The sequence below is a fragment of the Cellulomonas sp. NTE-D12 genome (assembly GCF_027923705.1).
In the GTDB taxonomy this organism is placed as follows: Bacteria; Actinomycetota; Actinomycetes; order Actinomycetales; family Cellulomonadaceae; genus Cellulomonas.
Map to the genome: position 1 here is coordinate 3077772 of NZ_AP026442.1, position 22778 is coordinate 3100549.

Annotated in this window: 19 protein-coding genes; 10 read left to right on the forward strand and 9 right to left on the reverse strand. The window is 75.1% G+C overall.

What is annotated here, in order from left to right; genetic code table 11:
- Nucleotides 1–55: 55 nt before the first annotated feature.
- The 5 genes from QMF98_RS14215 to QMF98_RS14235 form a co-directional block, all read right to left on the reverse strand.
- Entirely contained in the window at nt 56–385 is a 330-nt protein-coding gene (locus QMF98_RS14215) for a DUF4244 domain-containing protein (RefSeq protein WP_337973593.1), read from the reverse strand.
- 139 nt (nt 386–524) lie between these two features.
- Nucleotides 525–1163, reverse strand: coding sequence for a type II secretion system F family protein (locus tag QMF98_RS14220; RefSeq protein WP_337973594.1), 639 nt, complete (start codon nt 1161–1163; stop codon nt 525–527).
- A complete protein-coding gene (locus QMF98_RS14225) occupies nt 1160–1960 on the reverse strand; it encodes a hypothetical protein (protein WP_337973595.1) in 801 nt (266 codons plus the stop codon). The genes QMF98_RS14220 and QMF98_RS14225 overlap by 4 nt, the downstream gene beginning before the upstream one ends.
- The gene (locus QMF98_RS14230; protein ID WP_337973596.1) at nt 1957–3270 is read right to left on the reverse strand and encodes a TadA family conjugal transfer-associated ATPase; all 1314 of its coding nucleotides are present in this window, start codon (nt 3268–3270) and stop codon (nt 1957–1959) included. The genes QMF98_RS14225 and QMF98_RS14230 overlap by 4 nt, the downstream gene beginning before the upstream one ends.
- Before the next feature lie 18 nt (nt 3271–3288).
- Complete coding sequence (locus tag QMF98_RS14235; RefSeq protein WP_337973597.1) at nt 3289–4059, reverse strand: CpaE-like family protein; 771 nt, start codon at nt 4057–4059, stop codon at nt 3289–3291.
- A 191-nt stretch (nt 4060–4250) separates the two neighbouring features.
- On the opposite strand from QMF98_RS14235, the gene QMF98_RS14240 reads away from it, so the two are divergent.
- From QMF98_RS14240 to acs, 5 genes are all read left to right on the forward strand, one after another.
- The gene (locus tag QMF98_RS14240; RefSeq protein ID WP_337973598.1) at nt 4251–5135 is read left to right on the forward strand and encodes an HAD family hydrolase; all 885 of its coding nucleotides are present in this window, start codon (nt 4251–4253) and stop codon (nt 5133–5135) included.
- Between the two features lie 378 nt (nt 5136–5513).
- Entirely contained in the window at nt 5514–6911 is a 1398-nt protein-coding gene (locus QMF98_RS14245; RefSeq protein ID WP_337973599.1) for an NAD-dependent malic enzyme, read from the forward strand.
- An 89-nt stretch (nt 6912–7000) separates the two neighbouring features.
- On the forward strand, nt 7001–7885 hold the full coding sequence (locus QMF98_RS14250; protein ID WP_337973600.1) for a formate/nitrite transporter family protein: 885 nt from the start codon (nt 7001–7003) through the stop codon (nt 7883–7885).
- A 149-nt stretch (nt 7886–8034) separates the two neighbouring features.
- Nucleotides 8035–9102 carry a hypothetical protein gene (locus QMF98_RS14255; RefSeq protein WP_337973601.1) on the forward strand — a complete coding sequence of 356 codons (1068 nt, stop codon included), beginning with the start codon at nt 8035–8037 and terminating at the stop codon, nt 9100–9102.
- Between the two features lie 152 nt (nt 9103–9254).
- On the forward strand, nt 9255–11237 hold the full coding sequence (gene acs, locus QMF98_RS14260) for an acetate--CoA ligase (RefSeq protein ID WP_337973602.1): 1983 nt from the start codon (nt 9255–9257) through the stop codon (nt 11235–11237).
- Here the strand turns inward: acs and QMF98_RS14265 are convergent.
- Together QMF98_RS14265 and QMF98_RS14270 are read right to left on the reverse strand one after the other, a co-directional pair.
- The gene (locus QMF98_RS14265; RefSeq protein ID WP_337973603.1) at nt 11234–12034 is read right to left on the reverse strand and encodes a hypothetical protein; all 801 of its coding nucleotides are present in this window, start codon (nt 12032–12034) and stop codon (nt 11234–11236) included. The genes acs and QMF98_RS14265 overlap by 4 nt on opposite strands.
- On the reverse strand, nt 12031–13680 hold the full coding sequence (locus QMF98_RS14270) for a bifunctional lysylphosphatidylglycerol flippase/synthetase MprF (RefSeq protein WP_337973604.1): 1650 nt from the start codon (nt 13678–13680) through the stop codon (nt 12031–12033). Before QMF98_RS14270 ends, QMF98_RS14265 begins: the two co-directional genes overlap by 4 nt.
- 92 nt (nt 13681–13772) lie before the next feature.
- Between QMF98_RS14270 and QMF98_RS14275 the strand changes: the two genes are divergently transcribed.
- Nucleotides 13773–14915: an alpha/beta hydrolase gene (locus QMF98_RS14275; protein WP_337973605.1), complete on the forward strand. Its 1143-nt coding sequence runs from the start codon at nt 13773–13775 to the stop codon at nt 14913–14915.
- A 43-nt stretch (nt 14916–14958) separates the two neighbouring features.
- Nucleotides 14959–16200 (forward strand): alpha/beta hydrolase, encoded by a 1242-nt coding sequence (locus QMF98_RS14280; RefSeq protein WP_337973606.1) that lies wholly within the window; start codon nt 14959–14961, stop codon nt 16198–16200.
- Between the two features lie 37 nt (nt 16201–16237).
- Here the strand turns inward: QMF98_RS14280 and QMF98_RS14285 are convergent, their stop codons facing one another.
- On the reverse strand, nt 16238–17440 hold the full coding sequence (locus tag QMF98_RS14285) for an NAD(P)-binding domain-containing protein (protein WP_337973607.1): 1203 nt from the start codon (nt 17438–17440) through the stop codon (nt 16238–16240).
- 69 nt (nt 17441–17509) lie between these two features.
- Here QMF98_RS14285 and mshD point away from each other — a divergent pair, with 69 nt between their 5' ends.
- The 3 genes from mshD to QMF98_RS14300 are packed head-to-tail and all read left to right on the forward strand — an operon-like array spanning nt 17510 to nt 21724.
- On the forward strand, nt 17510–18466 hold the full coding sequence (gene mshD / locus QMF98_RS14290) for a mycothiol synthase (RefSeq protein WP_337973608.1): 957 nt from the start codon (nt 17510–17512) through the stop codon (nt 18464–18466).
- 46 nt (nt 18467–18512) lie between these two features.
- Nucleotides 18513–20756 (forward strand): RNA degradosome polyphosphate kinase, encoded by a 2244-nt coding sequence (locus QMF98_RS14295; RefSeq protein WP_337973609.1) that lies wholly within the window; start codon nt 18513–18515, stop codon nt 20754–20756.
- Nucleotides 20753–21724: an NUDIX hydrolase gene (locus tag QMF98_RS14300; RefSeq protein ID WP_337973610.1), complete on the forward strand. Its 972-nt coding sequence runs from the start codon at nt 20753–20755 to the stop codon at nt 21722–21724. Before QMF98_RS14295 ends, QMF98_RS14300 begins: the two co-directional genes overlap by 4 nt.
- A 45-nt stretch (nt 21725–21769) precedes the next feature.
- On the opposite strand, the gene QMF98_RS14305 is transcribed toward QMF98_RS14300, so the two are convergent.
- Nucleotides 21770–22774 carry an inorganic phosphate transporter gene (locus QMF98_RS14305; RefSeq protein ID WP_291757992.1) on the reverse strand — a complete coding sequence of 335 codons (1005 nt, stop codon included), beginning with the start codon at nt 22772–22774 and terminating at the stop codon, nt 21770–21772.
- Nucleotides 22775–22778 lie beyond the last annotated feature (4 nt).

Genomic DNA, 22778 nt, shown 5'->3' on the forward strand with positions numbered 1-22778 from the left:
TGCGGACGTCCCACCGCACGGTCCCGGCGCGGCACCGGGCCACCAGCACGCGCCGTCACGACGAGAGTGCGCGCCGCACGATGCCGAGCAGGAGTCCGCGCACCTCGTCGCTGCGCAGGATGGCCACCAGCAGCCCGGCGAACCCGACCGCGGCAAGCGTGGCGATCGCGTACTCCGCGGTCGCCATCCCGGCGTCCCGCGCACCCGACCGCAGCGCGCGCACCCTCGCGACGACCCACCGTGCGAAGCCCCTGAGCGGCCCGACGCCGAGGCCGCCCCCCGCGCCCGCGCTCGTCGCGCCGGCACGCGCCGACCCCGCGCTCGTCACGTCAGCACCGGTCGCCCCGGCCTCGGCCACACCTACACCGATCACATCCGCACCCATCCATGTCTCCTTCCGACCAGGCCGGTCCCGCGACCGGCGGGCCCGAGCCTGGTGGTCCTCCGCCGGGCTGCTCCCCACCCGCCCGAGGCCCGGATCGCCCACGCGATCGCCCCGGGCTGTGGACGGATGACGTCCACGGTCACCCGAGCACCCGGCCGGCGATCGACAGCACCACCGGCACCACGCCGAGCAGCAGGAAGGCCGGCAGGAAGCACAGGCCCAGGGGCAGCACCAGCCAGACGCCGAGCCGTCCGGCAGCCGCTCGACCGGCAGACCGGCGACGGCGACGTGACGCCGCGGCGGCGGCGCGCAGGAGCGGCACCGGTGACGCCCCGGCTGCGGCCGTGGGCTCCAGCGCGTCCGCCACCGCACGGGCTGCCGATGGCGCGTCCGCCCACGCGGCCTGCCACGACGAGCCGAGCGCCAGCGCACCCGCTGCGCGGCGCAGTGGAGCACCGACACGTCCGGGTAGCGCGTCGGCGACGGTCGACAGTGCTCGCGGCATCGGCGCACCCGCCGCCAGTGCGGCTGCGACCAGGTCGAGCAGCAGCGCCGGGTCCGGATCGACATCCAGCGCCCCGGACCCGCGCCGTGCACCCACCGGTCCCAGCCGACGCCACCCGCAACCGCCCCCCGGGCGTCGCCGGTCGGCGTCGGCGCCGTGCTCCCGCACCGCGCCTGGCCGTCGACCGACCGACCGCACCCGGCCACCAGCGCACCACCACGGGACGCTGCCGAGCACCACGAGCACCACGAGCAGCACGGGGCCGCCGCTCACGGGGCTGCCGCTCTCCGCGCCCGGGCGACGAGGAGCCTGGTCCAGCCCCATCCCCCGACGGCGAGGCCGCAGCCCAGCACCCCGGACGCCGTGCCGAGGCGGCCGTCGAGCAGCACGGCGACGGGATCCTCGCCGGCGGCCGCGCCCAGCAGCACACCGAGCACGGGCAGCCCGAGCAGCACGCGCACCGATGCACGCGGGCCCGCGAGCGCCGCGGCGAGCTCCGCCTCGGCCTCCGCGTCGGCCACCACCGCAGCGGCGACGTCGTCCAGCACGGCGGCGAGCGGAGCTCCCAGCTGCTGCGCGACGACGGCGGCCGCGACGACCGCCTGGGCGCGCGCCCGTTCACCGGGCGGCACCCGGCGACGTCGTCGACCACGGGTCTCGGGCGCAGCACCGTGCAGGAGCTGGTCCACCGTCGGGACGGCACCGCAGGCGGAGAGGCGGAGCGCTCGCGCCCACGCGTCGGTGGGCCGCGCACCGGCACGCAGCAAGGCGGTGACGGTGGTGAGGACTGCCGCCAGGTCCCCCGCGCCGGTCTGGGCACCACGGCGGGACACCAGCCGCGCCGTCCACCCGCCCGGCGCCGCTCCCGACTGCGACGACACCGGAGGAGGCGGCGGCCGCCACTCCCGGCCGGCAGCCAGCGGCCTCGCCCCGGCCCCCTCCAGCACGGCTCCGGTGCCCGCCGAGACCCTCCTCCGCTGCTCGGCGCCGGACCCCAGCCCTCGACGGCACCGCGGTCCCGCGACCAGCAGCACCGCCAGCGCGACGAGCAGCCCGAGGACGGCCGTCACGATGCGGTCCGGTCGAGGAGTGCTGCGAGGCGGTCCCACGCCGGGCCGCGCTCCACGGCTCCCCCACCGCTGCAGCGCACGGCGGTCTCGACGACCAGCGACCCGTCGTCGGCCCGGCGCACCACCCCGACCTCGCTCAGCCGGCGCTGCGCCCGGTCCGGACCGGCGCGGCGCAGGTGCAGCACCGCGTCGACGGCGCTGACGGCCTGGGCCGCAAGGGCGTCCCGCGACATCCCGGCGAGGGCCGCCATCGCCTCGAGCCGCGCCGGGACGTCGGCCGCCGTGTTGGCGTGCAGCGTCGCGCAACCACCCTCGTGCCCGGTGTTCAGGGCCGCGAGCACCTCCCGGATCTCGGCGCCGCGAGCTTCTCCCAGGACGAGTCGGTCGGGACGCATCCGCAGGGCCTCCCGGACGAGCCGTGCGAGGTCCACCGCGCCGGCCCCGTCGACGTTGGCGTTGCGGGTGGTGAGGTGGACGACGTGCGGGTGGTCCGGCCACAGCTCGCCGGCCTCCTCCACGACCACGATCCGCTGGTCCGGCGGGACGGCCGTCAGGAGCGCTGCGAGCAGGGTCGTCTTGCCGGAGCCCGTCGGGCCGGACAGCAGCAGGTTGGCCCGGCGGTGGACCAGCGCCTGCAGCAGCGGTGCGACGGCGGGGGCCAGGGTGCCGCGGTCGACCAGCTCGTCCAACGTGAACGGCTGCCGACGCAGCACGCGCAGGCTCAGCACCGTGCACGACCCCGCCAGCGGCGGCAGCACCGCGTGCAGCCGCGTGCCGTCGGGCAGACGGGCGTCGACCGTCGCCGTCGCGTCGTCGAGCCGCCGGCCGCCCGATGCCGCCAGGCGGACGGCCAGGTCCCGCACGTCGGCCACCGAGCCGAGGTCCGCGTCGGTCCGCACCAGCCGCCCGGCGCGCTCCACCCACACGTCGGCCGGTCCGTTGACCAGCACGTCGGTGACCAGCGGGTCGTCGAGCCACCGCTGCAGCGGCCCGGCGCCGAACAGCACCGCACGGACCTCCCGCACGGCCGTGGCCAGAGCGGACGGGCCGAGCAGGGTGCCCTCCTGGTGCACCGCGTCCCCGACCAGCGCAGCCAGGAGCTCGTCCGACGGCACCGTCCCGACGCTGTCGTCGGCGCTGCGACCGGACGCGGCAGAGGTCGAGGACGCCGGTGGTGCTCCGAGCCCGTCCTGCAGCCGCGCACGCACCCGCTCGGCGAGGGCCGTCAGGCCGTTGCCCGCCAGCACCGCCGCACCACGGCCCGCCGAGCCGGGCAGCGCGTCCCGAGCCACCAGCCGCCCGGCACTCATCGCCTCACCGCCGAGCCGTCATCCGAGCAGCCACGACGCCTCGACCTGCGCCGCGACCGCGCGCGCCGCGCGCACGGCCGTCCCCCTGCTCGGCAGCACGCCCCGCTCCGCCGCGCGCGCGAGCCGCCGCGTCGTGCCGCCGGCCCAGAGCACGGGGAGGTCGACCGCGGCCGAGAGCTCCGCCACGGAGAGCCCGCCGGGACCTCGCCCGAGGACGACCAGCCCCGCCGACGCGCCCGCCGCGGCCAGCCGGGGCCGAACGGCAAGGGTGCCCGCGACCGACCTGAGGTCCCGCCGCGCCACCACGACCACGACGTCGCACGCCCCCAGCACGGCGGCGCCGGCCGACGCGCCGCCCCGCGGCAGGTCCAGCACGATCGCGCCGACGACGCCCGTCAGCGCGTGCAGCACGTCGGTCACCAGACCGGGGTCGGGGTCCGAACCGTCCCGGTCGGCGCTGAGCACCGCGCAGCCGCCCCACCGCGGCAGCAGCGCGAGCACGTCCTCACCCGGCACGTCGCCACGCGCGCCCGCCAGCTCCGGCCACCGCGCACCGTCGGCGTCCTCCACCCCGACGGTGACGTCCAGGCCGCCGCCCCGGCAGTCGAGGTCGACCAGCACCGTGCTGGTGCGGCGGGCCAGCCGGGCCGCGGTCAGCGCCGCCAGCGTGGACGTACCGGCACCGCCACGGGCTCCCACCACGCCGACGACGGCGGCACCCTGCCCGGGCCCAGCGACGGCGACGGCTCCCGCCGGCCCGGGGGGCAGCAGCACCCTGCTCGACGACATGACCCACCTCCTCAGCGGCCGCCCAGCCTGCCGTTCCGCGCCGCAAGCAGCGGGACCGGTGCGACGTCCCCGCCGAGGGCCGACGTGCGGAGCGGGGCTGTGGGTGGGTGGCCGCCGATACGCTCGCGGGAACCGGCGCCCGTCGGGTGCCGCCGCAGCTCGTGGTCCCAGGCCGCCGAGGAGGCTGATCGATGAGCGCCGCCGCCGAGGAGCCCGCGGGCGGCCCCACCGCCGACCGCACCGCCGACCCGACCGCCGACCGCGCACCGGCCGACCCGCACCGGGCGGCGGCCTTCTTCGACCTCGACAAGACGATCATCGCCACCTCGTCGGCCACGGCCTTCTCGCGCCCGTTCCTCGCCGGCGGGCTGCTGACCAGGCGCGCGATGCTGCGCGCCGCGTACGCCCAGTTCCTCTACCAGGTGGGCGGTGCGGACGAGGTGCAGACGGAGCGCATGCGCGCCCAGCTGTCCCGGATGGTGACGGGCTGGGACGTGGACCAGGTGACGGCCATCGTCGAGCGGACGCTGCACGAGTCGATCGACCCGGCGGTGTACGCGGAGGCCGTGGTGCTGATCGACGAGCACCACCGCGCCGGGCGGGACGTGATCGTGGTGTCGGCGTCGGGCCGGGAGCTGGTGGAGCCGATCGCGCGGCTGCTCGGCGCGGACGGCGTGATCGCCACGCACATGCGCGTCGCGGGCGGGCGGTACACGGGGCTGATCGACTTCTACGCGTACGGGCCGGCCAAGGCGGAGGCGATGGCCAACCTCGCCCACCGCAGGGGGTACGACCTGCAGGCCAGCTACGCGTACTCCGACTCGATCACCGACGAGCCGATGCTCGCCGCCGTCGGCCACGCCGCCGTGGTGAATCCCGACCGGGCCCTGCGCCGGCTCGCCGAGGAGCGGGGCTGGGAGACGCTGCGGTTCGTCCGGCCGGTGTCGCTCCGGCTGATGTCGCGCCGCGACTCCCGGACGGCGGCGGCCGCCGTGCTGCTCCTCCTGGCGACGGGCGCCGTGGTGTGGGTCCTCGCGGCCCGGCGACGCCGGGGCGGCGGACGGGCCGGCCACTGACGGCAGCCCCGTCCACATGCCGGTCCGTCGTCCCGCCATGTGACCACCAGCGCGCCCTGACCTCGTCGGACGCCGCCAGGGGTAGGCAGACGGCGCCGCAGGAGGTACCAAGGGTTCACAACTGAACGTGCGGGGGCACCCACGCGCAGGAGTGCCCACCTACAGGGCAGGTCGACCGGGCTGGACCCGTAGCGACCGAAGCGATGCACGCCATGTTCACCCCCGCACCTCGGTACCGACGGCGGCGTCCTGCGGGGCGCCGTCGCTGGCGTCCCCGGCAGCCCGGGCCCGGCCGACCCGGATCCCCTCGAACGGCGCGACGGGCGCCCGTCCCGCGCGCCGACGAGCGCATCGGCCTCACGTCGTGACAATGACCGCATGGTGGCAGCCCCCAGCGTCTCGTCGTCCATCACCGCGCGCCTGAAGGTGACGGCGCGCCCGACGGCGGTCAGCGAGCTGACCACCGCGATCGAGACCGCCGGCGGCATCGTCACGGCGCTCGACGTGCAGTCCTCGGGCCACGAGCAGATGACGGTCGACGTCACGTGCGCGACGCGCGGCGAGGAGCACGCGGCGACCATCGTCGCGGGCCTCGAGCAGCTGCACGGCGTCGTCGTCGAGCGGGTCTCCGACCGGACGTTCCTCATGCACCTCGGCGGCAAGCTGTCGATCGAGTCCAAGGTGCCGCTGCGCACCCGCGACGACCTGTCCATGGCCTACACCCCGGGCGTGGCCCGGGTGTGCGAGGCGATCGCGGCGCACCCGGAGGACGCCCGACGGCTGACGATCAAGCGCAACACCATCGCGGTGGTGACCGACGGCACCGCCGTGCTGGGCCTCGGCGACATCGGCCCGCTGGCGGCGCTGCCCGTGATGGAGGGCAAGGCGGTGCTGTTCAAGCGGTTCGCCGACATCGACGCGTTCCCGATCGCCCTGGACACCACGGACGTCGACCAGATCGTCGAGACGGTGGTGGCGATCGCGCCGGTGTTCGCCGGCATCAACCTCGAGGACATCAGCGCGCCGCGGTGCTTCGAGGTGGAGCGCCGCCTGCGCGAGCGCCTGGACATCCCGGTGTTCCACGACGACCAGCACGGCACGGCGATCGTGGTGGTCGCGGCGCTGACCAACGCGCTGAAGGTGGTCGACAAGGCGATCGGCGACGTGCGGATCGTGCTGTCCGGCGCGGGCGCTGCCGGGACCGCGGTGCTGAGGCTGCTGCTCGCGGCGGGGGCTCGCGACGTGGTCGTAGCGGACATCGAGGGCGTGGTGCACCCCGCGCGGCCCGGGCTGGCACCGTCGTTGCTCTGGACGGCGGAGAGCACCAACCCGCGCGGCGTCACGGGCACGATCGCGCAGGCACTGGCCGGGGCCGACGTGTTCATCGGCGTCAGCGCACCGGACGTGATCACGGGTGACGACGTGGCGACGATGGCCGACGACGCCATCGTCTTCGCGCTGGCGAACCCCCGACCCGAGGTGGACCCGGACGACGCCGCGCAGCACGCCGCGGTGGTCGGCACCGGCCGGTCCGACTTCGCCAACCAGATCAACAACGTGCTGGCCTTCCCCGGGGTGTTCCGGGGGCTGCTCGACGCGCAGTCGCACAAGGTGACCGAGCACATGCTGCTCGCGGCGGCCAACGCCCTCGCGTCCGTGGTGCGCGACGACGAGCTCAACCCGACGTACATCGTCCCCAGCGTGTTCAACCCGGAGGTCACCCGCGTGGTCGCCGCCGCCGTGGCGAACGCCGCACGACTCGCCGAGTGGGGCTGATCACAGCCGGCGGTCCTCGCACTGGTCAGCGTCCCGCACCGGACCATTCGTCCCAGGACTGACACTCGGCGAGCCGTCACCCTGGTCGGGTGCTGACCATCCCGCAGACCGTGGACCTCGAGGCCGACGCCGCGCACCACAAGGTGGACCTCACGCACCGGCCGGGGGTGTTCCTGGTGCGGACCATGCTCGCCGGCGCCTACATCGGCATCGGCGTGCTGATCATGGTGACCGCCGGCGGGCCGCTGGTGCAGGCCGCCTCGCCGTGGGCGCCGCTGATCCAGGGCCTGGTGTTCGGGGTGGCGCTGACGATCGTGGTGGTCGCCGGGGGTGAGCTGGCCACGTCGGCGATGATGATCCTGACGCAGGGGGTGTTCCGGCGGTCGGTGCGACCGGGGCGGGCGGCGCTGACGCTGCTCGCCGTGTTCGTCGGCAACCTGGTCGGTGCCACGGTGTTCGCGGCACTGCTGCGGGGCTCCGGGGTGCTGGCGCCCACGACGGCGGCGGGCAAGACGATCGCCGCGATGATCGAGCACAAGGCGGCCGAGACCACCGGTCAGCTGTTCGTCCGCGGCATCCTGTGCAACCTGCTGGTCTGCCTGGCGATCTGGTGCGCCGGCCGCCTGGAGAACGAGGGCGCGAAGATCACCGTCATCTTCGCCTGCGTCATGGTGTTCATCACGTCGGGCTTCGAGCACGTGGTCGCCAACATGACGACCTTCTCGTTCGGCCTGATCGCGGGGCTGCCGCACGCGACCGTCGGCGAGTTCGCGCGGAACCTGCTCGCCGTCGGGCTGGGCAACCTGGTCGGCGGGGGGCTGCTGGTGGGCGCGTCGTACGCCTACGGCGTGCACGGACCGCGCGGTGCGGCGTCGGACGCGAAGCCCGGTGCGGTCGAGCCGACGTCGGGCGCCCCGGCCGTCGCGGACCCGGAGCTCGACGAGCAGCTCGCTCAGGTCGCCGCCGTCCGCTGACGCCTCGGCGTCCTGCGCGGGTGCCCTCACCTGCGCGGTCGCATCGCGGCGCGCCTGCCCGTGCGAGGGCGCGCCGGGCCGGAGCGCAATAGCGTGACCTCGACGCGCCCGCGCAGGGCGCCGACGACCAGCCGAGGAGCATGCGCGCGATGAGCACCAGCGACCCCCAGGACCGCCCCGCTCCGACCGAGCCCGTGGTCCCGGCACCGGACGCCGCGGACGCCGGCGCCGCAGCGGGCACGACGCCGACCCGCCCCGTCGGCACCGAGCCCCGCACGGTGCCCGGCACGGCGTCCGGCGCCGAGCCCACCGCCGCGCACGAGAGCGCGGCACCGGCGGACCTGCCGCCGTCGGGCGAGGGCCTGACCGTCAGCGACGAGACCGCGCACCGGCACGTGCAGGCGCGGCCGCTGCCGACCCCGCCGGAGCCGGAGGCTGCCGACCGCCGCCTGCCGCCGCCGCGGTTCACCGCCGCCCGCTCGGAACGCCAGGAGCCGGCACCGGACTCGCGCACCACGACGGCGCTTCCCGCGGCCGGCGCACCCGCCTCCGGCCCGGCCCGCGACGTGCCACCGGCGCCGATGCCCGGCCCGGCGGTCGCGGCCGCCGCCGCTGGCGGAGCAGGTGCGGCGGGTCGGCCCGGCGAGCGCACCGGCGCCACGCCGCTCGCCACCCCGGCCACCGTCGCGTCGACGCCGGGCACCGCGGAGGACGGGACGCTGTTCCCGGACCCCAACGCACCGCGCACCATCGGGGCCGGCACGCACGTGCTCGGCCTGATCGTGGGACTGCTGCTGCCCGCTGTCGCCGCCGTGGTCACGCTGCTCGGGGTGTCCCGCATCCTGTCCGTCGAGGCGGACGGCTGGGTGGCACGGGTCGAGGTTCTCGGCATCGTGCTGGTGACGCTGGGCGCGCTGCTGCTGGGCGCGGTGGCGCTGCTGTCGCTGTGGACGCCGTGGGTCGGCTACACGGGCGGGGTGCTGCTGACGCTGGCCGGGGCGCTGGCGCTGTTCGCGCCGGGCGTCAGCCGCAACGCGATGCTGCAGGTGGTCAGCGCCGAGGGGTGGCGGCCGACCGTGGTGCAGACGTCGGTCGCGGCGACCTCGGGCACGTTGCTGGTGATCGGCGTGATGGTGCTGGCCAGCGGCATCGTGTCGCACGTCGCCCGCCGGCACGGGATCCACCTCGGTGCCTTCCGGGAGCGCAACGCCCACTGAGGTGAGCACTGGAGCCGAGCCCTGGAGCTGAGCACCGGAGCTGAGCACTGAGCCGCCCACGGCCCTGACCACGGCACATGCGGGTCTAAAGTCCCAGGTGGCACCATCTGTGACTCGACCGATCGCATCATCGTCGCTGCGGAGGAGACACCGTGACCGAGCCGAACACCGGGGACAACGGCCTGGAGAACCTGCTGACGGAGGACCGCCGGTTCCCGCCGTCCCCGGAGTTCACCGCACAGGCGAACGCCACCCGGGACCTGTACGCCTGGGCCAACGCCGACCCGGAGGGGTCGTGGGCGGAGCAGGCGCGCCTGCTGCTGAGTTGGAGCACGCCGTTCACGCAGACGCTCGACTGGTCCGACGCCCCCTTCGCCAAGTGGTTCGCCGACGGCACGCTGAACGCCTGCGTCAACGCGGTGGACCGGCACGTCGAGGCGGGCAACGGCGACCGCGTCGCGCTGCACTTCGAGGGTGAGCCGGGCGACACCCGCACGCTGACCTACGCCGACCTGCTGCGCGAGGTGTCCCGCGCCGCGAACGCCCTGGAGTCCCTCGGCGTGCGCACGGGCGACCGGGTGGCCGTCTACCTGCCGCTGATCCCCGAGGCCGTGATCACCATGCTGGCGTGCGCGCGCATCGGCGCCCCGCACTCGGTGGTGTTCGGCGGCTTCTCGGCCGAGGCGCTGCACTCGCGGATCCTGGACGCCGAGGCGACGCTCGTCGTCACCGCCGACGGCGGCTACCGCCGCGGCCACCCGAGCGCGCTCAAGCCCGCGGTCGACGAGGCCCTGGCCAAGGGCGCGCCCACCGTGAAGAACGTGCTGGTGGTCCGCCGGACCGGCCAGGAGGTCGACTGGAGCGACGGGCGCGACCTGTGGTGGCACGACGTGGTGGACGGCGCGTCCGACCAGCACAGCGCGGTGGACCTGCCGGCGGAGCACCCGCTGTTCATCCTCTACACCTCGGGCACCACCGGGAAGCCGAAGGGCATCTTCCACACCACCGGCGGGTACCTGACGCAGGCGGCGTTCACGCACCTGAACGTCTTCGACCTCAAGCCCGACACGGACGTGTACTGGTGCACCGCCGACATCGGCTGGATCACCGGCCACACCTACGTGGTCTACGGGCCGCTGGTGAACGGTGCGACGCAGGTGATCTACGAGGGCACCCCCGACACCCCGGACCGCGGCCGCTGGTGGGACATCGTCGAGAAGTACAAGGTCTCGATCCTCTACACGGCGCCGACGGCGATCCGCACCTGCATGAAGTGGGGCGACGACATCCCGGCGGCACGGGACCTGAGCAGCCTGCGCGTGCTGGGCTCGGTCGGTGAGCCGATCAACCCCGAGGCGTGGATGTGGTACCGCCGGGTGATCGGTGGTGACCGGACCCCCGTGGTGGACACGTGGTGGCAGACGGAGACCGGCGCCATCATGATCAGCCCCCTGCCGGGCGTCACCACGGCCAAGCCGGGGTCGGCGCAGACGCCGCTGCCGGGCATCGCCGCCGACGTGGTGGACGACGAGGGGCACCCGGTCCCCAACGGCGCGGGCGGCTACCTGGTGGTGACCAAGCCGTGGCCGTCCATGCTGCGCGGCATCTGGGGCGACCCGGACCGGTACCGGGACACCTACTGGTCCCGGTTCCGCGGCCTGTACTTCGCGGGCGACGGTGCGAAGAAGGACGAGGACGGCGACATCTGGCTGCTCGGTCGCGTGGACGACGTGATGAACGTGTCCGGCCACCGGCTGTCGACCACCGAGATCGAGTCCGCCCTGGTGTCGCACCCGTGGGTCGCCGAGGCGGCCGTGGTCGGCGCGCACGACGAGACGACCGGGCAGGCCGTCGTCGCCTTCGTCATCCTGCGCGCGGGGTCGGAGGGCCTGGACAAGGACGCCGCGGCGGTGGAGACGGAGCTGCGCAACCACGTCGCCACGCAGATCGGCCCGATCGCCAAGCCGCGGCAGATCCTGGTGGTGCCCGAGCTGCCGAAGACCCGCTCCGGCAAGATCATGCGACGCCTGCTGCGGGACGTCGCCGAGCACCGGCAGGTCGGTGACTCCACCACGCTGGCCGACGCCTCGGTGATGGAGCTGATCTCCCAGGGCCTGGCGTCGGGGGCCAGCTAGCCCCCGGCCGCCGCGTTGGCGGGGCTGCGTGCCAGCACCACGCAGCCCGCCAGCGCGACCGCCACCGCGAGTACCACGCCGGGGATCCAGCCCGCGCGCACCGTGTCGCCGAGGAACGCCGCGCCGACGAGCCCCGGCACCAGCACCTCGACCACGGAGACGGTCGCGGCGGCGAGCCCCACCGAGCCGCGCTCGAGCGCGCGCACGTACGCGACCACGGCGATGACCCCGCAGCCGACGACGACGGCGGCCATCGGCTGCAGCACCACGTGCAGCAGCGGGCCGTCGGTGCGGGCGCCGCGGGCGCCGATCGCCACCCCGGCGTAGCCGAGCGCGCTGACCAGGGCGAGCAGCCACGCCGGCCCCTTGGCGTAGGACGCCGCGAGCAGCACCACGAGCGCGCCGGCGCCGGACACGGTCGCGACCAGGAACGTACCGTGCGCCTGCACCGGTGGCTGGTCGCCGGACGCGGCCGCGAGCACCACGAGCGACAGCACCACGCCGACGGCCGCGGCGAGGTCCACCGGCCGCAGCGGCGCCCCGAGGAACGGCCGCGCCAGCAGCACCACCACGACCACCGAGGCGGCGATCACCGTCTCGACGGCGAACAGCGGCAGCCGCGCGAACGCCAGCAGGGACAGCAGGAAGCACGCCCCGTCCAGCGCCAGACCGCCGAGCACCAGCGGGTTGCCGAACGCCGCCATGCCGTGCGCGCGGCGGGTGCCGACCGCCTGCATGATCGTCGCCACCCCGTACCCGATGCTGGCGCCGACCGCCGCGAGGAGCCCGACGATCATGCGGTGGTCCGGCCGAGGAACCGGCCGATCACCGGGATCTCCGTGACACCCTCGGCACCGGCCATCACCAGCGCCTGCGTGCCGACGAACTCCGCGGCGTCCAGCACCACGTACCGGGGCTGCCACGACGGCCCGAACTTCTCGTTGAAGCTGGCCAGCGAGCTCATCTGGGTCTGCTGCGACAGCCGCTGCAGCATCGGCCGCACCAGGTCCTCCCACCGCGAGTCGCCGCGGCCACCGAGCACGTCCCGCATCACCGCGAAGTTCAGGCCGACCGCGCGCTGACCGCGCGCCGCCACCTCCTCGATGGTGCGCACCACCGTGAAGTCGATCAGCCCGTTGGGCAGGTCCGGCACGTCGAGCCGGCGGCGCATCACGTCCAGGGACCACCCGTCGATGCCGGGAGCCGGCGCCCACTGGCAGAAGGCGTCCACCCGGCCTGCAGGCGACGTGGTCACCGAGAGCATCAGGCCGGCGTCGTGCGGGTCGAACAGGCGGGACAGCGTCATGGAGAAGCCGCGCTCGGCCTCGCCGCGCCGGGACTGGTCGGCGACCTCCTCGATCTGCTGCCGAAGCGCCGGGTCCACCGCCGTCGACTCGACGAACGTGGTGGTGTAGCCCGCCTTGCCCACCCGGTTCACGGCCTGCCGCAGCGACTTGCGGGCGTGGCCCTCGAGGCTGAAGCCGGGGCAGTCGACGATCGCCTCGTCGCCCAGGTACACCGAGCGCAGCCCGCTGGCCTCGTAGATGGGCAGCCAGTCGGCCGAGGCGCCGAGCACCGCGACGGACCACCCGCAGTCGACGGCGTAGTCCAGGAACTCCGCCCACGCGTCGGCCTGCTCCCCCGGCGGCCCGATCGGGTCCGGCGACACGAGGCACACGCCGCCCCGCACCGCGTGAGCCACCACCGACTCGCCGACGAAGAACCAGTCCTTGTCGTCCCGCAGCGCGAAGTAGTCCAGGGTGCCGCGGCCCCACCGCTCGATCACCCGGCGGGCCCGTTCCCGCTCGTTCAGGTGCGCGGCGGTGTGCAGCCGTCCGGGGCGCTGCGGAGACATCACGAACCAGACGAGCGCGACGACGAACACGACGACGAGGGCCAGGTCGATGTCGGCGGACAGGTCCCGCAGCGCCGACCGGTGCTCCGGCTCGGAGCGCAGCACGAGCCGGAACAGCACCTCCGCGGCGCCGGTCAGCAGCAGCCAGGTGCCGGCGATCAGCGCCACCCGCCGTGCCTCGCGGCGGGTCGCCCGCACGGGGAACGACCGGCGCTGCAGGGCCAGCCAGATCGCTGCACCCAGCACCAGAACGGTCGGGATCACGTCCACGCGGTGCGCCAGGTGCAGCACCGCGGAGACGGCCAGCACGGCGAGGGTGCCGCCCCACGCGATCGAGTGCCCCCGGCGCAGGCCCCGCGACGTGCCGAGCATCACCACGGCCGCGAGCACCAGCGACGGACGGGCTACGTGCGGGCGGGCGTTCCAGGCCACCTGACCGAGCACCGCGACCGGCTGCCAGAGGTGCGGACGCGCAGCGGAGATCAGCGTGATCACCGCGAGCGCGAGGATCGCGCGGGACGCGACCGTCCGGACGCGCACCTGACGGCGGTGCCGGGCGAGGGCCTCCATCCGGTCGTCCGTGGCCACCCGCCCGGCCCCTCGGGAGCCTGCTGTCGCCGCCGTCGCCACGGCCCCAGTCTCGCACCGACCCGGCCGTCGCATGAGGCAGGATCGGCCCGGTGAGGAGCGACGCCGACCCCGTGCTGCCGCCGGACGTGCTGCACGAGCTCGGTCAGGGGGGCGACTTCCTCGGGTCCTGGTGGACGGCGGTGGGGCTCGCCGTGCTGACGGCGGTGCTGGTCACGGTCGCGGTCCGCCGTCGGCGCCCGCGTCCCGGGCGGTGGCGTCGGCGCGTCTGGCCCGCCTGGACGGCGGCGGTGACCACCCTGGTGCTGTGCCTGGCGATCGCCACCAACGTGGTGGTCGGGTACATGCCGAGCGTGGCGGCGGCGCGCGTGACCTTGGCGGGCTGGGGCATCGGGCACGCGCACGCCCTGCCGCACGGCATCCCCGTCGCCAACGCGGCGTCCGTGGCGACCGGAGCGACGCAGCCCGTCACCATCCCGGCGCCGCCGGAGCTGCGGATGGGCACCGCACCGAGCTGGGTGTACACGCCGCCGGGGTACGCGGAGAGCGCCGACCGGTACCCGGTGGTCTACCTGGTCCACGGCAGCCCCGGGCACGCCGGCGACTGGTTCGCGGCGGGCAACGTCGGGCACGCGATGGACACGCTGCTGGCGCACGGGCTGGTGCAGCCGATGATCGTCGTCTCGGTCGACGTCAACGGCACCGGCCCCGGCGCCCGGGACACCGAGTGCCTCGACTCGACCACCGGCGGAGCGCTCGTCGAGACGTACCTGACCACCGTCGTGATCCCGTACGTCGACACCCACCTGCGCACGGTGGCCGACCGCACCGGCCGGGCCTTCGGCGGCTTCTCCTCCGGCGGGTACTGCGCCCTCGACCAGGTGCTGCGCCACACCGGGCTGTACAGCACGCTGCTGGCGATGGCGCCCTACGGCGACCCGGGCACCGGCGGCACGGCGATGCTGGCCACCGGTGCCGAGTGGGCGACGCACCACGTGACGGCGTACGCGCCCACCATCCCGCTGCCCCACCCGGTCGCCGCCTTCGTCGCCGTCGCGGGTGCGGACCACGGCCAGGACTCCCGGGACGCCCGCACCATCGCCGCCACGCTGCGCCAGCGCGGCCAGGACGTGGTGCTGCACGTCGCCCGCGGGGACGTGCACACGTGGAACATGGCCCGCGCGACGCTGCCGTACGCGCTGGTGTTCGCCTCGCACCACCTGAGCGGCGCCTGAGCTCTCATGGCGCCCGCACAGGATCCGTGCGCACCATGAGGCGGTGAACCCCGGCCGGGCCCCGTCCGTGGTGAGCTCCGTGCGGTCCCCGATCAGCCGGCTCGCCGACCCGCCGAGGCTGCTGCGCGCCCGCTGGCCGGTGGCCGTGGCGGCGGGGCTCACCGCCGCAGGGGTGGTGCTGGGCCGCCGGTCGGGCACCTGGGACCGGCGCTGGACGATCGGTGCCGGCGGCGCGCTGGCGCTGACCACGGCGCTCGCGGTCAACCGGTACGTCGGCTACGTGCCGACCCCGGGCGCCGTCGGCATGTACCTGGCCAGCTGGTCGGCGCGGCTGCGCCGGAGCACGCCGCCGCCGGGCAGCGTCCGCACGTGGCGGCAGGCCGAGGACGGCTCCGGACGGGTGCTCGCGGCACAGGTGCCGGTACCGCGCGAGCTGCGCCTGCCCGCCTCGATCACGTGGGTGTGGACCCCGCCGGGCTACGACGACGAGCCGGAGCGCCGGTACCCGCTCCTGCTGATGCTGCACGGCACCCCGGGGTCGTCCGCCGACTGGTTCGCGGCGGCGGAGGTCCCCCGGCTGCTCGACGAGCTCGTCTCGTCCGGGAAGATCCCGCCGGTGGTCGCCGTCGCGCCGGACCTCAACGGCACCGGCGTGTCGTGGCTCGACACGGAGGGCCTGGACTCGACCACCGGCGGCGCCCAGATCGAGACCTTCCTGTGGCAGGTGCTGCTGCCGTGGGTGGAGCAGCACCTGCGGGTGAGCGACGACCGGCGGCGCCGGATGCTCGCCGGGTTCTCGGCCGGCGGCTTCGCCGCCCTCGACCAGGGGCTGCGGCACCCGGAGCTGTTCGCCACGCTGCTGACCTTCGAGCCGTACGGCGATCCCGGTCTGGGCGGGCGGCTGATGCTGCGGACGCCGCAGGAGTGGGCGGAGCACGACGTGTCGTCGTACGTCGGCGACGTGCCGCTGCCGCCGGACCTCGGCGTGTTCGTCGACATCGCCGGCCATGCCCGTGGACGCACCAACGGTCAGGTCGCCCGCTCGATCGCCGGGGTGCTGCGGGCGCGCGGCGCGCAGGTGCTGGTGCGCAACGAGCCGGGGCACGACCACACCTGGGTGATGGCCCGGCACGGGCTGCCGCACGCCCTGGCGTTCGCCGCCTCCCGGCTGCCGTCCGACGAGCACAGGCTCGCCCCCGACCAGGCGCCGCGCCCTCGACGAGGGTCGGTGCGGCCGGCCCGCGAGCCCGTACCACCGCCGACGAGCGCGCCCGACGCGGCCTGAGCCCGCCCGCAAGGCGCCGCAGCCCCGTCGCAGTCGCCTACAGCGCGAGCGTCCGCCGCAGGTTGCGGACCGCCTCCCGGCCGGCGCGGTTGGCCCCGACCGTCGACGCGCTCGGCCCGTACCCGACCAGCTGGACGCGCGGGTCCGCCACCACCTGCGTGCCGTCCATCACGATCCCGCCGCCCGGCGCCCGCAGCCCCAGCGGCGCCAGGTGGTCCAGCGACGCGCGGAACCCGGTCGCCCACAGCAGCGTGCGGGCCGGCACGTGGGCCGGGCCGGTGACCCAGCCGTCGCCGGCCTCGTCCGGGTGGTCCCACTCGACGCCGTCCGGGACGATCCGGTCGAACATCGGCCGGGCGCGCAGCACGCCGGACTCGATGCCGGCGCGGTAGGCGGCCGTCAGCGGCAGCCCGGTGACGCTGACCACGCTCGCCGGCGGCAGGCCCGCCCGGGTGCGGGCGTCCACCTGGGACACCGACTCGCGACCGTGCTCGGGGGTGAACTCGGCGTCGATCCACTGCGGGGGCCGCCGGGTGACCCACGTCGTCGGGGTGAGCGGGGCGATCAGCAGCAGCAGCTGCACCGCCGAGGTACCGGCGCCGACCACCACCACCGGCCCGTCGGCCAGCTCCTCCGGCGTGCGGAAGTCGCGGGTGTGCAGCTGCCGTCCGGCGAACGTCGACCGCCCGGGGTACGCCGGCCAGAACGGCTTCTGCCACGTCCCGGAGGCGTTGACCAGGCCGCGGGCGCGCCAGACGACCTGCGCGTCGGACCCGTCGAGCACCCGGCTCCGGACCAGCAGCCGACCGCCGCCGTCGTCGGCCACCCGCTCCACGCGTACGGGACGCTGCACCTGAAGGTCGTACGCGTCCTCGTACTGCGCGAAGTAGTACGGCACCGCCTGCGCCGCCGGCTCGGACTCGTCCGGCACGTGCAGCGGCATGCCGGGCAGCTCGTGCACCCGGTGCGCCGCCGCCATGGTCAGCGCCGGCCACCGGTGCTGCCAGGCACCGCCCGCGCGCGGGTTGTCGTCGAGCACCACGAACGTCGCCCGCGCCTGCTCCCAGCCGCGTGAGCCGACCGCGACCAGGCCGGTGCGGCGCAGGTGGTAGGCCGCCGACAGCCCCGCCTGCCCGGCACCCACCACCACGACGTCCACGTCGACGGTGCGGGGTCCCGCAGGCGGCCCGGGACGCCGTGACCGGCGCGACCCGGACGGCGGGGCGGGCGTGGACTCCATCGCCCGCCCACGGTAACCCAGCCCCCGGCGCCCCTGCCGTCCGCGCGCGCCCCGTGATGGGATCGCCCCATGCACCCCGAGCAGCTGACCGGTCCCCTGCCGGCAGCCACCGCCGCCCGGGTGCGCGCGCTCGCGGCCCGCGCCGAGGCGGCGGACGGCATCGCGCCGCTGTCCGAGGAGCCCCTGCTGCGCCTGACCGACCCGGAGGCGCCCGTCCGGCACCTGCTGGTGCACGAGCCCGGCGTCCCCGAGCTCCACGGGTACGCGCAGCTGGCCCTGGACGACGGGGCCGCGCCGCTGGTCGAGCTGGTGGTGGACCCGCCGTCCCGCGGCCACGGGGTCGGCCGCGAGCTGCTCGCCGCCGCGCACCGCATCGCCGGTCGGCCGCCGCTGGTGTGGGCGCACGGGGACCTGCCCGCGGCTCGGGCCCTGGCGACAGCGGCGGGACTGGTGCCGGTGGAGCAGCTGTGGCGGATGCGCGCCGCGCTACCTGTCCCGCCGCCCGCGCCGGCGCTGCCGGACGGTGTCCGCGTGCGGGTCTTCGTGCCCGGTCAGGACGAGGACGCCCTGGTCAGGCTCAATGCGCGGGCGTTCGCCGACCACCCCGACCAGGGCCGCTGGACCCGTCACGACGTGCTGGCACGGGAGGCGGAGCCGTGGTTCGACCCGGCCGGGCTGCTGCTGCTCGAACGTGCCGGGGCGCCGATCGGATTCGTCTGGACCAAGGTGCACCCCGCCGGTGACCTCGAGCCGGGACCGGTCGGGGAGCTGTACGTGGTGGGCGTCGACCCGGACGCGCAGGGCGCGGGCCTCGGCGGCGTGCTCACGGCGCTGGGCCTGCGGGTGCTGGCCGAGCGCGGGCTGACCGCCGTGGTGCTGTGGACGTCCGGGGACAACGACCGGGCGGTGCGCACCTACCGGCGCGCCGGTTTCGAGCCGGTGGTGGTCGACGTGCGGTACGGACCGAGCCCGACGGCCGACGACACCGCACCGGACGTCACCGGACCCGCCGCACCCCCGGCCTAGCCGAGCCCACCGGACCGGACCCGCGCGAGGGTGCCACGATGGGCGCATGAGCGACGCGACCGTGCTCCAGAACTCCTTGGCGGCCACCATCGCCGAGCACCTGGACACCTCCGCCATGCCGGTGGTCCCGGTGGACGCCACCCCGCTGCCGGAGGGCCGGTTCCTCGACCGGGAGCTGTCCTGGCTGGCGTTCAACCAGCGGGTGCTGGAGCTGGCCGAGGACCCGAGCGTGCCGCTGCTGGAGCGGGTGCGGTACCTGGCGATCTTCGCGTCCAACCTCGACGAGTTCTTCATGGTGCGGGTGGCCGGCCTCAAGCGCCGCATCGCCACCGGCATCGCCGTCACGGCCGCCTCCGGCCTGTCCCCGCGGCAGGTGCTCGAGGCGATCAGCGAGCGCGCGCACACGTTGATGACCCGGCACGCGCAGGTGTTCGTCCAGCAGGTGCAGCCGGCGCTGGCGGCCGAGGGCATCACCATCGTCCGCTGGGACGACCTGGGCGAGGCCGAGCAGGACCGGCTGCACAAGTACTTCCGACGGCAGATCTTCCCCGTGCTGACCCCGCTGGCGGTGGACCCGGCGCACCCCTTCCCGTACATCTCCGGGCTGTCGCTCAACCTGGCCGTCTCGGTGGTGAACCCGACCAGCGGCAAGGAGCACTTCGCCCGCGTCAAGGTACCGCCGCTGCTGCCCCGGTACGTCGCGGTCGACGCCTCCGGCCGGCCGAGCGCCCCGGACCTGCAGACCGCCGCGGTGGAGAAGGGCCCCACCAGCTTCGTGCCGGTCGAGGACGTCATCGCCCAGCACCTGGACTACCTGTTCCCCGGCATGGAGATCCAGGAGTTCCACACCTTCCGCGTCACCCGCAACGAGGACGTGGAGGTCGAGGAGGACGACGCCGAGAACCTGCTCAAGGCGATGGAGAAGGAGCTGCTCCGGCGCCGGTTCGGCCCGCCGGTGCGGCTCGAGCTCGCCGCCGGCACCAGCGCACGCGTGCGCAAGCTCCTGGTGCGCGAGCTGGCGATGTCCGAGGAAGACGTCTACGAGCTGCCCGCCCCGCTGGACGCCACCGGCCTGAACCTGATCGCGGACCTGGACAGGTCGTCCCTGCACTTCCCGACGTACGTGCCGACCACCCACCGGCACCTGGCGGAGGTCGAGTCGGCGACGCCGACGGACATCTTCGCGGCGATCCGCGCGCGGGACATCCTGCTGCACCACCCGTACGACTCGTTCTCCACGTCGGTCCAGGCCTTCCTCGAGCAGGCCGCCGCCGACCCGCAGGTGCTGGCGATCAAGCAGACGCTGTACCGGACGTCGGGCGACTCGCCCATCGTCGACGCGCTGATCGACGCCGCCGAGGCCGGCAAGCAGGTCTTGGCGCTGGTGGAGATCAAGGCCCGGTTCGACGAGCAGAACAACATCTCCTGGGCGCGCAAGCTCGAGCAGGCGGGCGTACACGTGGTGTACGGCATCGTCGGGCTGAAGACGCACTGCAAGCTGTCGCTGGTGGTCCGGCAGGAGAGCGACGGCCTGCGCCGGTACAGCCACGTCGGCACCGGCAACTACCACCCCAAGACGGCGCGCCTGTACACCGACCTTGGCCTGCTGACGTGCGACCCGGAGGTGGGCCAGGACCTGACCCGCCTGTTCAACCAGCTGTCCGGCTACGCCCCGAAGTCGCGGTTCCACCGGCTGCTGGTCGCGCCCCGCTCGGTGCGCGCCGGGCTGATCGAGCGGATCGAGCGCGAGGCCGCCTCGGCCCGTGCCGGCCGGACGGCGTGGATCAAGATCAAGGTCAACTCGATGGTGGACGAGGCGACGATCGACGCCCTGTACCGTGCCTCGATGGCCGGCGTGCCGATCGACATCAGCGTGCGCGGCATCTGCGCGCTGCGGCCGGGCGTGCCGGGGCTGTCCGAGACGATCCGGGTGCGCTCGATCCTCGGCCGGTTCCTCGAGCACTCGCGCGTCTTCGCGTTCGCGCACGCCGACGGCACCCCGGAGGACGGGTTCGACTTCGCCGGTCCCGAGGTGTTCATCGGCTCCGCCGACCTGATGCACCGCAACCTCGACCGCCGGGTCGAGGCCCTGGTGCGGGTGGCCGACCCGGACCACGTCGTGGAGCTGCTCGACCTGATCGACCTGCAGATGGGCGACGGCATCTCGTCCTGGCACCTGCTGCCGGACGGCGCGTGGGAACGGCACTCGACCGGTCCCGAGGGGCCGCTGGCCGACGTGCAGGCGGTGCTGATCGCCCGGCAGCGGCGCCGGCCCGGGCTCGGCCAGTGAAGGCAGTCGCTGCGCCGGTCGTCGTCGAGGCGGCCGGCGCGCTCGTGTGGCGGGTGCGTCGCGGCAGGCTGCAGGTGGCGCTGGTGCACCGGCCCCGGTACCGCGACTGGTCGTGGCCCAAGGGCAAGCTGGAGGCCGACGAGACGGCGGTGGAGGCCGCCGCCCGCGAGGTGGCCGAGGAGATCGCGCAGGACGTGGTGCTCGGCATGCCGCTGCCGCCGCAGGAGTACAAGCTGCGCGACGGCCGCATCAAGCGGGTGCACTACTGGGCGGCGCAGGTGGCCGGGCGCTCGGACGCCCCGGCGGTGCACGCGCGGGAGCCGGTGCCGCCGGCCGCCCGCGCGGAGATCAACGACGTGCGGTGGTTCGACGCCCCGGACGCGGCCCGGCAGCTGACGCGGTCGTCCAACATGGCGCCCCTCGACGCCCTGATCGACTCCTACGCCAAGCGCCGGCTGGACACGCGCGCGGTGGTGGTGGTGCGGCACGGGTCGGCCCGCAAGCGGGCCGGGTGGACCGGGACGGAGGCCGACCGGCCCCTGACGCCGGACGGCGTACGGCAGTCGGAGCACCTGGTGCCGCTGCTGTCCGCCTTCGGGGTCACCGGCATCGTGTCCAGCGAGTGGCTGCGCTGCGCGGCCACCGTGCGGCCGTACGCGCAGGCAGCCGGCATCCCGGTGCGGACGTCGCCGGTGCTCACCGAGGCGGGCCACCACACCAGCCCCGGCCTGGTGGCTGCCGAGGTGGCCGATCTGGTGCGTGGCCGCCACGACGTCGCGCTGTGCACCCACCGGCCGGTGCTCGCCACGGTGATGGACGTGCTCGCCGAGCACTCCCGGCGCGAGGTGGCCGACGGCCTGCCGGCGCAGGACCCCTTCCTGCACCCCGGGGAGATCCTGGTCGCGCACGTGGCGGACACGGCGCCGGGACCTCGCGTGGTGGCGACGGAGCGGCACCGGCACGTCTGACGCGCGGGTCCACGGCCCAGCGGGCGCTGTCTGCCCCAGCGGGCGTCAGCCGATCAGCGGCCGCAGCAGCACGTAGCAGAGGGCCGCCACGGCGGCGGCGGCCGGGATGGTGAGCACCCAGGCGACGGCGATGTTGCCGGCGACGCCCCAGCGCACGGCGGACAGCCGCTTGGTGGCGCCGACGCCCATGATCGCCGAGGTGATGGTGTGGGTGGTGGACACCGGGGCGTGCAGCGCGAACGCGTTGACGTACAGCACCACGGCCGAGACGGACTCGGCGACGAACCCGCGCGCGGGGTCGAGCTCGATGATCCGCCGACCGAGGGTCCGCATGATGCGCCAGCCGCCGGAGTACGTGCCGGCCGAGATGGCACCGGCCGCGGCGAGCTTGACCCACACCGGGATGCCGGTGTGCGGGTTGGCCCACCCGACGCTGATCAGCGCCAGGTAGATCACGCCCATCGTCTTCTGCGCGTCCTGCAGGCCGTGGCCCAGGGCCATCGCCGCCGCCGAGATCGTCTGCGCCAGCCGGAACCGGCGCAGCGTGCGCGCCGGGGGACGCCGCCGGACCGCCCACAGCACGCCGACCATCACCGCGAAGCCGAGCACGAAGCCCAGCACAGGCGACACGATCATCGGCAGCACGACCTTGTTCTCGATCGCCTTGCCGTAGACGCCGAACCCGGCCGCGAGCCCGGCGCCGACGAGCCCGCCGATGATCGAGTGCGTCGACGACGACGGCAGCCCCAGCCACCACGTGATGAGGTTCCAGGCGATCGCCCCGATCAGGGCGCACACCACCACCACCAGCGCGTCGTGCGAGGACGCGTCCTTCAGGTCGACGATCGACTTGGCGATCGTCTCCGCGACGCCGGTGCCCAGCAGGGCGCCCGCGAAGTTCATCACCGCCGCCATGATCAGCGCGACGCGCGGCGTCAGCGCCCGGGTGGACACCGACGTGGCGATCGCGTTCGCTGCGTCGTGGAAGCCGTTGGTGAAGTCGAACCCCAGGGCGAACGCGACGACGACGACGACGAGCACGGCCTCCACGGCG